This is a genomic window from Rhizobium sp. 05N430 (assembly GCF_056396985.1).
The window spans coordinates 248131-262165 of the sequence record NZ_JBFTMO010000006.1; the positions used below are offsets into that span (position 1 = coordinate 248131).

The window sequence follows — 14035 nt, forward strand, 5'->3', positions numbered from 1 at the left end:
CATGAACCAACGAAACCTGACCCTGCACAGCACAGTCCCGAAGGCCCCTGACGATAGCGACAGCTTTATCGACATCGATCGCCTGATCGCCATTGTGATCCGCCGGGCTGGTTCGATTGCGCTCTGCGTTGCAGCGCTGGTGGCACTCGCCAGCGTCTATCTGCTATTCGCCACGCCGCAATATACCTCGATGACGCAGATCCTGCTGGATGACAGCATGACCAAGTATGCCGAGGATCAGGCGCCGGCCGCCAGCTCTCAGCAGGTGGACATGCAGATCGCCAGCGCCGTCGAAATCCTGAAATCCACCGAACTGGCGCTGCGCGTCGTCGATGCGCAAAACCTGTCGGAAAACCAGACGATCCTCGACACCGGCCAGGGCCCCGTCGATCTTGTGAAATCCGGCCTCAAGGTTGTTGTCAGCGCATTGACGCCCGGTGGCCCGCCGGTTTCGGACGATGATGCCAAGGAAGGCCGCCGCCAGAAGGCCGCCGCCATGCTGCAGCAGGCACTCAATGTCTCCCGCGTCACCCGCAGCTCGGTTATCGCCGTCTCGTTCCGCTCGACGGACAGGATGCTCGCCGCCCGGATCACCAAGGCCTATGCCGACGCCTATCTCAACGATACGCTGAACGCCAATTTCGATGCCACCGAGCGCGCCTCCGTCTGGCTGCAGGAGCGCCTTGCCGACCTGCGCAACCGTTCGCAGGTGGCCGCCCTCGAAGTCGCCAAATTCAAGACCGAGAACGGGCTCACTTCGGCCAACGGCGAACTGATGTCCGAACAGCAGCTTGCCGATCTCAACAAGCAGCTGATTGTCTCGCAGGCCGATACCGCCAGCGCCTCGGCTCGCTACAACCAGTTCAAGTCGATCGTCGATCAAGGCCCGGATGGTGCCGTCAACAATGCGGCGATCTCCTCCGGCCAGACCGACAATTCGGTCATCCAGGATCTGCGCACGCGCTACATCTCGGTTAGCCGCCGCGAAGCCGAGATCACCACCAATTTCGGCGCCGACCATCCACAGGCTGTCCAGCTTCGTACGGAAAAGGCCGATCTCACACGCCAGATCTTCCAGGAACTGCAGCAGCTGACGTCGAGCTACCGCAACGAATTCGAAGTCGCCCGCTCGCGCGAAGCGTCGCTGCGCCAGAATATCGAGCACCTGACCGGCAAGAATTCGGAGTCCAACAAGTCGATCGTTCAGCTCAACGATCTGGAACAGCGCGCAACGGCGCTGAAGACCCTCTACGAATCCTACCTCGCCCGCTACGAGCAGGCCTCGCAGCAGCAGTCCTTCCCGATCGCCAAGGCACGCGTTATCTCGGAAGCCGGTGTCCCGGCCTCGCCTTCCAGCCCGAAGAAGACCATGACGCTCGGTCTCGCCATCGTGCTCGGCCTGATGGCCGGTGGCGCACTGACCGCTTTCCAGGAATTCCGCGAACGCTTCTTCCGTGTCGAAGGCGATGTACGCACCATCCTCGGCCTGAAATTCCTTGGCTACCTACCGCTGGTCGGCAAGCCGCCGAAGGAACGCAAGGTCTTCAAGCCGCGCAAGGAGCCGCTACCGCAGCCGGTCGAGACGGTGGCCGACGATGGAGCCAGCTTCGAGCGCATCATGCGCATCGTTCTGGAAGCGCCGCGTTCGGTCTTTGCCGAAACGCTGCGCAATGCCAAGCTTGCCAGCGACGTCATGTTCCAAGGCAAGTCCGACCGTGTCATCGGCGTCGTCTCCGCTCTCCCCGGCGAAGGCAAGTCCACGACTGCGGCCAACTTCGCGGCCCTGCTGGCCTCCAGCGGCAAGCGCACGCTGCTGATCGACGCTGACTTGCGCAACCCGGGCCTGACGCGCATGCTGAAGCAGCCGCCGCAGAAGGGCCTCGTCGAAGCCGTGCTCGGCGAAATCCCCTGGGCCAGCGCTGTCAAGGTCGATAACCGCACCAAGCTCGCCATCCTGCCGGTCGTGTCCAACGACAACCTGATGCATACGAGCGAGTTGCTCGCGTCGCAGGGCATGTTCAACCTGATGGAAAACGCCCGCAAGATGTTCGACTACGTCGTCGTCGATCTGGCGCCGCTTGGTCCTGTCATCGACGCCAAGGCCTTTGCGCCGCAGGTCGATGGCTTCCTCTTCGTCACCGAATGGGGCCAGACACCGACGACGGTGGTGCGCGACATCCTGAATGCCGAGCCGCAGATCAAGCAGAAGATCCTCGGCGTTATCCTCAACAAGACGGATATGTCGGAGCTCAGCAAATTCAGCAATTTTGGCGGCACCGAACGCTACCGCCAGAAATATGTCAGCTATTACACCGACGAGATCTCGAAGAAGCAGGAACCGGCTGAAACCAACGCCTGATCAGGTGGAGAAAAGGTGGACCTGACCGCGCCAGAACCGGGCGACGGTTAGTCTGCCTGTCTTGAAAGCCCGCGTATCGAGATTGAGGCGCATTGCCTCGATCTCCGGCTCCTCGACCGGCGTGTGGCCGTGGACGACAAGCTTCGGCAGCGGCTTCATGGCCTGGAAAAAGCGCTCGCGGATGAAGACGAGATCTTCGTCGCTTTGCCGCTCCAGCGGCAGTGTCGGATCGATGCCGGCGTGGACGAAGAGAATATCCGGCGTATCGGCATAGATCGGCATTTCCCGCAGGAAATCGATATGCGGCTTCGGCAGCGACTGGCGGATGAAGGTATCCAGCTTCGAGGCCGTCGGAAAGATCAGCGGCAGATGCTCGGGATCGAGACCATAGGACCGCAGCAGCGCATCGGCACCCATCCGCATCCATTCGGCATAGGAAATCTTGCCGTCGATATAGTCGAGCATCATGATCTCGTGATTGCCGGTGAGACAGATCCGGTCGAAATTCTCCGGCGGCGGCATCATCAGATGCGAGATCACCTGGGCCGAGGACGGGCCGCGGTCGATATAATCCCCGAGCGTGATTAGCAGCTTGCGGCCCGGAAGACGCGCCGCATCCCTGACGATCGTGTGCTCTGCCATCTCCAGCAGGTCGTGGCGGCCGTGGATATCCCCGATCGCATAGATCGGCATATCGCCGGGGTCGAACTGGAGGCGCTGCCGGGATGGCGATGACATGGTCCTAACCTCACGGTCGTCGTCTGCGAATGAATGAGCCATAGTCGATCCCGCGCTGTGCTGGAAGCCGTGAAGTGCGAATTGTGAGCTTTACGAAATAGTTAGGCAAAAGGCTGCGGCTGGCAAGCTGGTAGAAAAATTCAAACCGTACCGATTTTGTAGAAAATGCAGCCTTATCAACAAGGATGGGATCGATCACTCATACGGACATCAAGAAGAGAATGGCCGATGGGAACAGTATCGCAATTGCACGACAGGCTGAGACCGGCCGCACACCGGATCGAGAGCGAGGAAGAAGCGGTCGCAGCGGCGCGCCGCCTTGCCGCCGATTTCAGGCGCCAGTCGAGCGAACGCGACATCAATCGCATCCTTCCCTATTCCGAGCTCGATTCACTGTCGCTTTCGGGGCTGACGGCGATCACCGTGCCCCCCGAATACGAAGGTCTCGACGTCAGCAACGCGCTGCTGGCGGAAATCGTCGCGATCATCGCCGAGGGCGATGCCTCGATCGGCGAATGCCTGGCAGTCCATTTCTCGGCTTTGGAGGGCTTGCGGCAGCACGCTGGCGACGATCTCAAGCGCCCGCTGTTCACTCGCGCTTTGGCGGGAGACCGCTTTGCCGAAGCAAGCTTCGACACCGATGCTGTTACCGCCCTTCCCCTCGGCCACCGCATCAATGGCCGCAGCCGGCAGGCAACAGCTGTGCTTTTTGCCGACTGGCTGGCGATCTCGACCCCCGGCAACAACCTTCTGCTTTATCTTGCCCGCAGGAGCGAAGGCCTGCAGGTGGTCGACAGCTGGGACGGGTTCGGCCAACGCACCAACGGTACCGCGGCTTTGATCGCTGAGAATGTTCAGACCAATGCAGATGCCGCTGTCAGCCAGGAGGCACCGGTTGTTGCGATCGCCTCGCTGCTGCATGCCGGCGTTGATCTCGGCATTGCCCGCGCCGTTCTGTCGGAATTGCAGGAAGCCGAAATCATGCCGCCGGCCGCAGGCGGGCTGATTGTCGGCATCGAAGCCGCGGCAGCCCTCCTGGAGCGGGCAGGACACCGGCTCGATATCGCCCAGATCAATTCAGGGACGGCGATCACCGAAGCGGAGTTTTCAGCCACCGCCGCACAGGCGCATTCAAGCGAACTGGCATTACGCACCGCCGCCGCCATTTTCGAGATCGCAAAAGGTGACGTGGGCGGCATCGGCCGCAACCTTGACCGGCACTGGCGCAACGCCCGCATCCGGGCGCTCGGCGGCAAGCTCGCAGGCTTGCATGCGAAAGCAGTCGCCTATTACGGCCCTAACTGGGAAATCTGATCAGCCAGCCGCCGAAACCGGCAGAACCTCGGCGACGTCGACATCGCCGAGCTTGCCATCCTTGGCGACGAACTGTTCCAGCGTCATGTTGTCGAGGATGTCGGCGATTGCGTCACGAACCTCGGTCATCGACCGGCGGACATGGCAGGTCTCGGGATCCGAACAGTCGTCGCAGGCTTCATAAGCCGTGCGGCTGGCGCAGCGGATCGGTGCCAGCGGACCGTCGAGCGTACGGATGACATGGCCGATTCGAATTTCCGATGCCGGACGCGACAGCGAGTAACCGCCGCCCGGTCCCTTCTTCGAGCGCAGGATGCCGACATTGCGAAGCTCGAGCAGGATCGTATCGAGGAACTTCTTCGGGATGTTGTTGCGCGCCGCGACGTCGTTGATGAACGCCGTCTCTCCGGGCGCCAGCCTGGCCAGATCGACCAGCGCCTTCAGCCCGTATTTTCCCTTTTTCGTCAGCATCTTCGATAGCCCTGCAGTATTCGCGCCATTATGCCTTCTTCTATTGTCAAATAACGCCGAAACCATGGGCGCGCAATGAAATAGCCAGCTTTTATATAGGTTACATCGGATTCCTGCGCAGAGTGCCGCCTTTTTCGCACAGGCGACGGCAGGATCCAGCCGTTTCTGTTTTATTTTCAATATCAAAGGCCTTGCTTCGCAGCTGCAGCATGCCCATATCTGCGTTTTCAGATCATCAATTTGTGTCGTTTTGGCAACAGGGGTCCGCAACAGCGTGACCTAACCGTATCTCAGCTTGATACGGTTAGGCTGATGTGCGATCCAATACTCGCGGGTTGCCGCTTTCCCTTAGGGGATTCGACAAAACTGGGATGGGTTTTTGACGCTGGTTTCTCGGCGCGATCTCCTGCGCCCGATTGAAAAAGGAACTGCTATGAACATTCGTTCTATTCTCATTGGTTCGGCGGCTGCGCTGAGCTCGGTGTCCGGCGCATACGCGGCCGACGCCATTGTTGCAGCTGAGCCGGAAGCTGTTGAATACGTTCGCGTTTGCGACGCTTACGGCACTGGCTACTTCTACATTCCGGGCACCGAAACCTGCCTCAAGATCGGTGGCTACCTCCGCTTCGACGTCGGCTTCGGCTTCGGCGATGCTTACAAGAACAACTCGAACGAAGACTGGTCTTCCCGTACCCGCGCTCACGTCGCCTTCGACGCCAAGAGCGACACGGAATACGGCACACTGACGAGCCGCATCGTTCTCGAAGCCAACAACCGTCCGGTTGCTACAGGCGCAAGCGGCATCACCGCTGAAAGCTCGACGACCCTCGGTGGCGTTTCCACCGGCACGATCATCGACCAGGCCTACATCGATATCGCTGGCCTGCGCGTTGGTAAGTTCACCAGCTGGTGGGACGACGACTTCTCGGGTGAAACCGATGCAATGGCAAACGTGACGAACACGAACGCTGTTCGCTATCAGTATGACGCTGGCGATTTCTACGCAGGCGTAGCGCTCGAAGAACTCGGCGGCAACGACGGTACCTTCACCCGCAGCTCGTCCTTCGTTGGCGGCACGGACGAGCGTGGCAACACCCTCGGCGTTGACGCTTCGGTCGGCGGCAAGTTCTCGAACTTCACCTGGGCTGTCTACGGCGGCTATGACGCTGGCAACCAGGAAGGCGCCGTCACGGCTCGTATCGGTGCAGACGTTGGCCCAGGCAAGGCTGAAGTTGCAGTCATCTGGTCGAGCGGTCTCGGCGACGCCGGCAACGGCGGCAACGCTTACTACGCAAACGGCGAATGGACGGTCGTTGCTCAGTACGCTCTGAAGGCAACCGACAAGTTCACCATCACCCCTGCAGCTCAGTACACCAACAACATCGTAACCGATGCTGACGGCAGCTGGGATGACGGCAGCATGTGGCGCGCCGGCGTGACCCTCGACTACCAGGTCGTTGAAAACCTGAATGCCAAGCTGACCGCGACCTACGTCAAGGAAGACTACGGCAATCAGACGGTTGACGGTAAGGGCGATGCTGACTGGGTTGAAGGCTTCTTCCGCCTGCAGCGCGACTTCTAATGAATTGACGTGCGGTTAGAGACGCACGTCAAGTGATCTGGTTGACCTCCGATCACAGTGAAGAAGCCCGGATTTCCCTCCGGGCTTCTTTTTTGTTTTGAGTTTTTAGGAGTGGGTTGCGGCGGTGAGATCGCTGCGGTCGAGTGCACTGATCTGCTCGATGCAATCCTGCACAGTAACACCTTTCAGCACGCCTGCGACCGCGCTGTCGGCCTGCGCACTCAGCTGATCCGATACGGCGCCGATATTGCGGGTGACCGAGCAGATCGAGGGGATGCCTCCCCTTGCCGACCAGGCCTTCTGCTCCGGAAGCACGCTGCCATGAATGTCGAGAAGCTTGATGTCAGGTGCCGGCCTTGCAAGGCGTATCCCACCGTTGACCCCGTCGCTGGAGACGAGGATGCCGGATTTCGACAGAGTCGAGACGATTTTTCTGACAAAACTGGGGTTCGTGTCGAGACTGACGGCCAATAACGGGCTCGTCGTGCGAACGCCCGCGGCCTCGTTGACCGCGACCGTCACTACGATTTGCAGCGCTGTCGGAAACCGTGTGTCACTCATCAATTGTGACATACCGCCGAAACAGCAAAAAATCTAGAACCACTATCGCCGATTGCTGTGAATCGGCGAGTTGCAGTTGCTAGTGGCCGCGGTCGGTCACTTCAAAACTCGTCCCTTGTCCGGTCCCAAGCAGATCGGCGAGCGTCGAAGAGAGGTCAATGCCATCGAGGTCGGCAATGGCTGCCGTGCGGGCCTTGTCGATCAGAGCATCATAGAGATAATCGAAGCTTGTCTTCGGCAGCTTGCGGGCCGGCGTGACGGCGGCATAAATTTCGGCAAGCGAGACCATACGCGGCGACCGGGCAAGCCGGTAACCTTCATCATCGCCGCTGACAATATCTGCGAACTTCAAAAGGCCGAGGATCGCATCGGCGTCATGCTCGGCTATGCCGCCGATCCGGCAAATCTTGCGGTGCGGCGTCGTGCGCGACTGCGCCTGATTATAGGCAATAGCCAGAACGATGCGCAACGCCGTCCTGAAAGTTTGGCTCGGCATCACGTCGCTTTCCTCCGTCTCCCGCGTATCGGGATAGGAGGCGATGCCGAAGAGGGTTTTAAACAACTCGGGGCAAGGTGTGGTCATGGTGTGTATCGGCTGTAATTTCTTGGGAGGAATTATCAAAGCAGGATCGCCGCGTATGCGCCTGGGAGGAATTGGCGCCGCGGAGGATGAAATGGAGAGGGCTATCCGTATTGTTGTCAGGATCGACGGCCGTGCGTTCGCCGTACGGTCGTCTCGTCGCTCGCGCGGCGCAATCGGCCAGCCGCGATATATCACGACGCTATCTTTAACGGCTGTTCCGGAGATTTTCCATCCCCGTAACTGGAACACACTGTCCAAAAAATGTGATTAATCCAGGCGTAAATTAGTCAGCGCAAATGGGCGCAAGGCATAATCCCGCGAGATTCCGGAGCCTTGTGGAATAAGAGCGCCAGATGTCTGGACGCGGTCTCTACCGCGTCCAGACGGAATCCTATCGATCAGACGAGATCGAAACGGTCGGCGTTCATCACCTTGTTCCAGGCGGCAACGAAGTCCTTGACGAACTTCGCCTTGGCGTCTGTCTGACCATAAACTTCGGCGATGGCACGCAGCTGCGAATGCGAGCCGAAGATCAGGTCGGCGCGGGTACCGGTCCACTTGAATTCGCCGGTCTTGCGGTCGCGGCCTTCATAAACGCCGTCCTTGCCGGGAGCCGGAGCCCACTGCGTGCCCATATCGAGCAGGTTGACGAAGAAGTCATTGGAGAGCGTTTCCGGGCGCGACGTGAAGACGCCATGCTCGGGAGCACCAGCCTTCAGCACACGCAGACCACCGACGAGGACGGTCATCTCAGGCGCCGTCAGCGTCAGCAGCTGGGCACGGTCGACGAGTGCTTCCTCGGCCTTGAGGAACTGCTTGCGCTTCCCGTTGACATAGTTCCGGAACGCGTCGGCGCGTGGCTCCAGCGCTGCGAAGGAAGCAGCGTCGGTCTGTGCATCGGACGCATCGGTGCGGCCCGGCGTGAACGGCACGTTGACGGACTGGCCGCCAGCCTTTGCCGCCTTTTCGACACCGGCAGCACCGGCCAGCACGATCAGGTCGGCCAGCGAGAGCTTCTTGCCGCTATTCTGGGCTGCGTTGAACTCCTTCTGGATGCCTTCGAGAACGCCGAGAACCTTGGCGAGCTGGGCGGGCTGGTTGGCTTCCCAATCCTTCTGCGGTGCAAGACGGACGCGCGCGCCATTGGCACCACCACGCTTGTCGGAACCGCGGAAGCTCGAGGCGGACGCCCAGGCGGTGGAAACCAGCTCCTGCACGGAAAGACCGGTCGAGAGAACCTTCTCCTTCAGCGCCGCGATGTCCGCATCGTCGATCAATTTGTGATCGACGGCCGGAACGACATCCTGCCAGATCAGATCTTCAGCCGGAACATCCGGGCCGAGATAGCGGGCCTTCGGGCCCATGTCGCGGTGCGTCAGCTTGAACCAGGCGCGAGCGAACGCGTCGGCAAACTCGGCCGGGTTTTCCAGGAAGCGGCGCGAGATCTTTTCGTAGACCGGGTCGAAACGCAGCGCCAGGTCACTGGTCAGCATCGTCGGGCGATGCTTCTTCGTGGCATCGAAGGCATCAGGAACCGAAGCTTCGGTGGTCTTCGCCACCCACTGCTTGGCGCCCGCCGGGCTTGTGGTCAGCTCCCACTCGAAGCCGAACAGATTTTCGAAGAAAAAGTTGCTCCACTGCGTCGGCGTCTGCGTCCAGGTGACTTCGAGACCGCTGCCGATCGTGTCGCCTGCCCGGCCAGTGCCGAACTTGCTGTTCCAGCCAAGCCCCTGATCTTCGATCGCGCCGCCTTCCGGCTCGACACCGACGAGCGACGGATCGCCAGCACCATGGGTCTTGCCGAAGGTGTGGCCGCCAGCGATCAGCGCCACGGTTTCTTCGTCATTCATCGCCATGCGGGCGAACGTGTCGCGAATGTCGCGCGCCGAAGCGAGCGGATCTGGATTGCCGTTCGGGCCTTCCGGGTTGACGTAGATGAGACCCATCTGCACAGCACCGAGCGGCTCTGCCAGCTCGCGTTCGCCGCTGTAGCGCTCGTCGCCGAGCCATGTGCCTTCAGGACCCCAATACAGTTCTTCCGGCTCCCAGACGTCGGCACGGCCACCGGCAAAGCCGAAGGTCTTGAAACCCATCGACTCAAGCGCAACGTTGCCGGTCAGGATCAGGAGGTCGGCCCAGGAAATGCTGTTGCCGTATTTCTGCTTGATCGGCCACAGGAGACGGCGGGCCTTGTCGAGGTTGACGTTGTCAGGCCAGCTGTTCAGCGGGGCAAAGCGCTGCTGCCCCTGACCGGCGCCGCCGCGGCCGTCGGTGATGCGGTAGGTACCGGCGCTGTGCCAGGCCATGCGGATGAACAGGCCGCCATAGTGACCGAAGTCGGCCGGCCACCATTCCTGCGAATCGGTCATCAGCGCATGAAGGTCCTGCTTCAGCGCTTCGAGATCGAGCTTCTTGAACTCTTCGGCATAGTTGAAGCCCTCACCCATCGGGTCGGAGCGGACGGAATGGCCATGCAGCATCTGCACGTTGAGCTGGTTCGGCCACCATTCGCGATTGCCTCTGGCGCGCGGCGTGTTACCGCCGTGCGGGACGGGACATTTGCCTGCGCTGTCGGGTTTCTGGTCGTCCATGACGTTCTCCTTGAATTATTCCATGATCTGCCGTCGACAGGGAGGGGCCGTGCCATCTGGCCGGCTGAGCGCCTCGGCGCCTCCTCCCCTACCCTCTTCTTATCGGAAGCATGTGATAAATTTAAGTTGGATTTACTGATTGCCGCGATAAGATAAAGTTATGAAGAACCTGACATTGAAACAGCTGCGCTATTTCGAGGCGCTCGCCCGCCACGGCCGTTTCCGCCTTGCCGCGGATGCCTGCGCCATCTCGCAGCCGGCGCTATCAATGCAGATCAAGGAGCTCGAAGAGGAGCTGGGAAACGATCTCTTCGAACGCAGCGCCCGCGAGGTGAAGCTCACCGCCTTCGGCCAGATGTTCGCCTCCCGCGCTCATGACATTTTACGTGCAGTCGATGAGCTCGGCGATCTCGCCCGCGCATCGCGCGATCCGTTTCTGGCCCGTTTGAGGATTGGCATTATCCCGACCGTTGCGCCCTATCTGCTTCCGGCAATTATAAACGATCTGAACGCCACATTCGACGGGATTCAGATCGAGGTGCGCGAAACGCAGACCGCAAAGCTCGTGCAGGAGCTGTCCCGCGGCGATCTCGATCTGGCGATCGTCGCCCTCCCGGTCTCTGAACCGTCGCTGGCCGAACTGAAACTTTTCGACGAGGAATTCGTGCTCGTCCGCCGCCTGGAAGACGAAGGCCGCCCGGTGCCCGACCGCGACATGCTGCGCGAAATGCGGCTGCTGCTGCTCGAGGAAGGCCATTGCTTCCGCGAGCAGGCACTGTCCTTCTGCCGCATCGGCCAGGCCCGGCCGCGGGAAATTATGGAAGGCAGCTCGCTCTCCACACTGGTCCAGATGGTCGGCGCCGGCATCGGCGTCACGCTGATCCCGGAAATGGCCGTCCCAATCGAAACCCGCTCGGCGCAAGTCTCGATCGCCCGCTTCCAGTCGCCCCGGCCATCACGCACCATCGGCATGATCTGGCGCAACTCGACCCCGCTGGTCAGGCAGCTGATGGAGATCGGTGAGGTGATCAGGAGATCTGCGGGGAGCGTGCAGAGGCAGCATCTTCACGCCGAGGCGTGAAGGCGCTTGGCTCGGAAGCGACCCTCTCGCCCGGAGCCCCCTCACCCTACCCTCTCCCCGAGGGGAGAGGAGATGTTGGCGTGAGCGGCATCCTTTGCATTCCCTTCTCCCCAGCGGGGAGAAGGTGGCCCGAAGGGTCGGATGAGGGGGGCCACGAGCACGGCATTTCCCTCGTCTTGTGGCGAGCATAGCAATGAGGGAGAGTTCAACGAACCCTCCCCTTAATCAACCTCAAGCAGCAGGCTGCTTCGTCTTGCGCAGATACGGCAGCACCGTATTGAACGAACCAAACCGCGCGATCGCATCCTCGTTGGAAACGGCGGCGGTGATGATCACGTCGTCGCCCTGCTGCCAGTTAGCGGGCGTCGCGACCTGATGCTTGGCCGTCAGCTGGATGGAATCGATGGCGCGCAGGATCTCCGCGAAGTTGCGGCCTGTCGTCATCGGATAGGTGAGAACAAGCTTGATCTTCTTGTCCGGGCCGATCACGAAGACCGAGCGCACAGTCGCGTTATCCGCGGGCGTGCGGCCTTCCGAGCTCTCGCCGGCGCCGGCCGGCAGCATATCGTAGAGCTTGGCGACCTTCAGATCCTTGTCGCCGATCAGCGGATACTCGACCTCGAAGCCGGTCGCCGTCTTGATATCGCCCTTCCACTTGGCGTGGCTTTCGACCGGATCGACCGAAATGCCGATGATCTTGACGCCTCGCTGACGGAATTCGCCCTCGAGTCCGGCCATGGCACCGAGTTCCGTGGTGCAGACAGGCGTGAAGTTCTTCGGATGCGAGAACAGCACCGCCCAGCCATTGCCGATCCAGTCATGAAACTGGATAGGACCCTGGCTGGTGTCAGCACTGAAATCCGGGGCGACGTCATTGATGCGCAGGCTCATGGAATGGGACCTTTATGAAGATGGTGACAGCCAGGGGCTGGGAATGCCTCATGCCTGACCGGGTGAAATATCCGCCGCTACGCTAGAGGAACTTCCCGCTCCAGTGAATGCCTTTTCGGCGGGATTTTGCTCAGATGCCGCGTCTTTGTTTTCAGCGTTTCGAACAGCCGGTAGCCGCCCGGCCAGCGGCCGTAGCCGCTGGCGACATTGATGTGCCCGGCGAGCCCGGCATTGCGCAGATCGCTGCCCCAGAGCCTGGAGAACAGCGTCAGTCGCTCAAGCGACATGTAATGATCGTTGAGGCTGCCGACGAGCATGCTTGGAAACGGCAGCCATTCCGTCGGCATGGTGCCGAAGCCGATCTGGCCGGGATGCAGCTTGTCGGTAACCTTGAGATCGCAAGGGGCGACCAGCAGCGCGCCCTTGACGCGCCGGGCCGCCGGCCGTCCGGCCAGACGGGCTGCCAGCAGGCAACCGAGGCTGTGGGCGACGATGAAGGCCTCGCCCGCCCGCTCCAGCTCTGTTTCCAGAGCTTCCAGCCATGGGGTGACGCGCGGATGATCCCAGTCTTCCTGCTGAACCAGACGGCTCTCGGGGTGATCCTTGAGCCAGGCGCTCTGCCAATGCGCCTCTTCCGATCCGAAAAGTCCGGGAACGATAAGTACCGGCGTCATGTCGTCTCCGATCTAGAGAATGCCGAACGTGATGGCAAAAAGCAGAGCAAAGGAGAGTGCCGCGGCAGCCGGTGCGGCTAGATCGGCGCTGCTGCGCAGGATCCGGCCGGACGGTGAAAGCGGCGCCGGGCGGCGGTCGTCGAAAACGGCCATGCCAGCCTCCTCAATACCAGGGCCCGGAAGCCGGGGTCCAATAGTAGAACTCGTAGTCGCGAGCGCTGGGCTCCCGATCGCCTTCGGAAAGCAGCGACGCATCGAGCGGCTGCGGATGGCTGAGCGCCTGCCGCAGGATCGACAGGATTTCGAATACAAGCCTCATAACCCGGTTCTCCTCATGAGATCGTCAGATCGACTGGTTGCGTCTTGCATTGGCAAGCAGGTCTTCGGCACGGGCCACCGGGCCGAAAAGCATCAGCAGGCGGTTCTGTTCACGGACCGGAAGCCGGTAGCGGCGGGAAAAATCGAAGACGTTCCAGAGTTCGTCCGCCATCCGCAAACCCAAGCCAGCGCCGCCCATGACGGTTACTCCGCGGCTTGAAGGTTGCGGCGCGAGGCCGGGAAGAAGGCCGCAAGCTCATCGACAACGGCCCCGATCCGGCCGGACAACGGTTCCGACGAGACCTTGTAGTCGGTGAAATCACGATCCGAAGCGTAGACGGCCGTCGGCAGCGTGTGGGCCATGAAGAAACCGAACAGAGGGCGCAGCTGATGCTCGACCATCAGCGCATGCCGGTCACCGCCGCCGGTCGCGGTGATGATCACAGGCTTGGAGCGCAGCTCATGCGGCTCGATCAGATCGATCAGATGCTTGAAATGGCCGGGATAGGAGCCCTTATAGGTCGGCGAGCCGACCACCAGCACGTCGGCATTGACGATATCGTCAATGACGGCGGCAGCCTGCGCATCAAGCTCCTTACGCCACAGCGACGAACCAAGCGACGGACCGACGTCGTGCAGGTCGTAGACCTTCGTCGAGAAACCATAGCTTTCAGCCGCCAAACCGGCGATATGGTCGACGAGCGCGTAGGTCTTGGACGGGCGGCTGAAGCTGCCGGCGATTCCCACAAGGCGAAGGGGCATGTCTCTCTCCTTTGATCTTGCGCTAAATATTCTCTATAAATTTAGTGCACTAAAGGAATGGAATTCCATTCTGGAGAGCGGCAGGGAAATTCGATCCCTCAGGTTGAGCT

General features: G+C 60.8%; 15 protein-coding genes. 4 read left to right on the plus strand and 11 right to left on the minus strand.

The features are described from left to right. Position 1: 1 nt before the first annotated feature. Positions 2 to 2359: a polysaccharide biosynthesis tyrosine autokinase gene (locus AC1DJO_RS15585; RefSeq protein WP_477971547.1), complete on the plus strand. Its 2358-nt coding sequence runs from the start codon at positions 2 to 4 to the stop codon at positions 2357 to 2359. Here the strand turns inward: AC1DJO_RS15585 and AC1DJO_RS15590 are convergent, their stop codons facing one another. Continuing rightward, positions 2360 to 3097, minus strand: coding sequence for a metallophosphoesterase family protein (locus tag AC1DJO_RS15590; protein ID WP_310293872.1), 738 nt, complete (start codon positions 3095 to 3097; stop codon positions 2360 to 2362). A 228-nt stretch (positions 3098 to 3325) separates the two neighbouring features. Between AC1DJO_RS15590 and AC1DJO_RS15595 the strand changes: the two genes are divergently transcribed. After that, the gene (locus AC1DJO_RS15595; protein WP_477971549.1) at positions 3326 to 4411 is read left to right on the plus strand and encodes an acyl-CoA dehydrogenase family protein; all 1086 of its coding nucleotides are present in this window, start codon (positions 3326 to 3328) and stop codon (positions 4409 to 4411) included. Here AC1DJO_RS15595 and AC1DJO_RS15600 read toward each other — a convergent pair whose 3' ends face one another. After that, positions 4412 to 4882: an RrF2 family transcriptional regulator gene (locus tag AC1DJO_RS15600; RefSeq protein WP_477971551.1), complete on the minus strand. Its 471-nt coding sequence runs from the start codon at positions 4880 to 4882 to the stop codon at positions 4412 to 4414. 433 nt (positions 4883 to 5315) lie between these two features. Here AC1DJO_RS15600 and AC1DJO_RS15605 point away from each other — a divergent pair, with 433 nt between their 5' ends. Further along, positions 5316 to 6464, plus strand: a complete 1149-nt coding sequence (locus AC1DJO_RS15605) for a porin (protein WP_112518359.1) — start codon at positions 5316 to 5318, stop codon at positions 6462 to 6464. Between the two features lie 105 nt (positions 6465 to 6569). Here the strand turns inward: AC1DJO_RS15605 and AC1DJO_RS15610 are convergent, their stop codons facing one another. From AC1DJO_RS15610 to katG, 3 genes are all read right to left on the minus strand, one after another. Beyond that, on the minus strand, positions 6570 to 7025 hold the full coding sequence (locus tag AC1DJO_RS15610; protein ID WP_162702652.1) for an RrF2 family transcriptional regulator: 456 nt from the start codon (positions 7023 to 7025) through the stop codon (positions 6570 to 6572). Between the two features lie 79 nt (positions 7026 to 7104). Further along, a complete protein-coding gene (locus AC1DJO_RS15615; protein ID WP_477971553.1) occupies positions 7105 to 7866 on the minus strand; it encodes a hypothetical protein in 762 nt (253 codons plus the stop codon). A gap of 140 nt (positions 7867 to 8006) precedes the next feature. Continuing rightward, positions 8007 to 10199: a catalase/peroxidase HPI gene (gene katG / locus AC1DJO_RS15620; protein ID WP_477971555.1), complete on the minus strand. Its 2193-nt coding sequence runs from the start codon at positions 10197 to 10199 to the stop codon at positions 8007 to 8009. A gap of 160 nt (positions 10200 to 10359) precedes the next feature. Between katG and AC1DJO_RS15625 the strand changes: the two genes are divergently transcribed. Further along, positions 10360 to 11280, plus strand: a complete 921-nt coding sequence (locus AC1DJO_RS15625) for a hydrogen peroxide-inducible genes activator (protein ID WP_477971557.1) — start codon at positions 10360 to 10362, stop codon at positions 11278 to 11280. Between the two features lie 231 nt (positions 11281 to 11511). On the opposite strand, the gene AC1DJO_RS15630 is transcribed toward AC1DJO_RS15625, so the two are convergent. From AC1DJO_RS15630 to msuE, 6 genes are all read right to left on the minus strand, one after another. Then, positions 11512 to 12171, minus strand: coding sequence for a peroxiredoxin (locus AC1DJO_RS15630; RefSeq protein ID WP_477971559.1), 660 nt, complete (start codon positions 12169 to 12171; stop codon positions 11512 to 11514). A gap of 77 nt (positions 12172 to 12248) precedes the next feature. Beyond that, the gene (locus AC1DJO_RS15635) at positions 12249 to 12845 is read right to left on the minus strand and encodes an RBBP9/YdeN family alpha/beta hydrolase (RefSeq protein ID WP_477950056.1); all 597 of its coding nucleotides are present in this window, start codon (positions 12843 to 12845) and stop codon (positions 12249 to 12251) included. A gap of 12 nt (positions 12846 to 12857) precedes the next feature. Further along, complete coding sequence (locus tag AC1DJO_RS15640) at positions 12858 to 12998, minus strand: hypothetical protein (RefSeq protein WP_310293858.1); 141 nt, start codon at positions 12996 to 12998, stop codon at positions 12858 to 12860. Between the two features lie 10 nt (positions 12999 to 13008). Continuing rightward, complete coding sequence (locus AC1DJO_RS15645; protein ID WP_162698754.1) at positions 13009 to 13164, minus strand: hypothetical protein; 156 nt, start codon at positions 13162 to 13164, stop codon at positions 13009 to 13011. Positions 13165 to 13188: 24 nt separating this feature from the next. Further along, the gene (locus AC1DJO_RS15650; protein ID WP_162698748.1) at positions 13189 to 13362 is read right to left on the minus strand and encodes a hypothetical protein; all 174 of its coding nucleotides are present in this window, start codon (positions 13360 to 13362) and stop codon (positions 13189 to 13191) included. A gap of 5 nt (positions 13363 to 13367) precedes the next feature. After that, positions 13368 to 13925, minus strand: coding sequence for an FMN reductase (gene msuE / locus AC1DJO_RS15655; protein WP_112390338.1), 558 nt, complete (start codon positions 13923 to 13925; stop codon positions 13368 to 13370). Positions 13926 to 14035 lie beyond the last annotated feature (110 nt).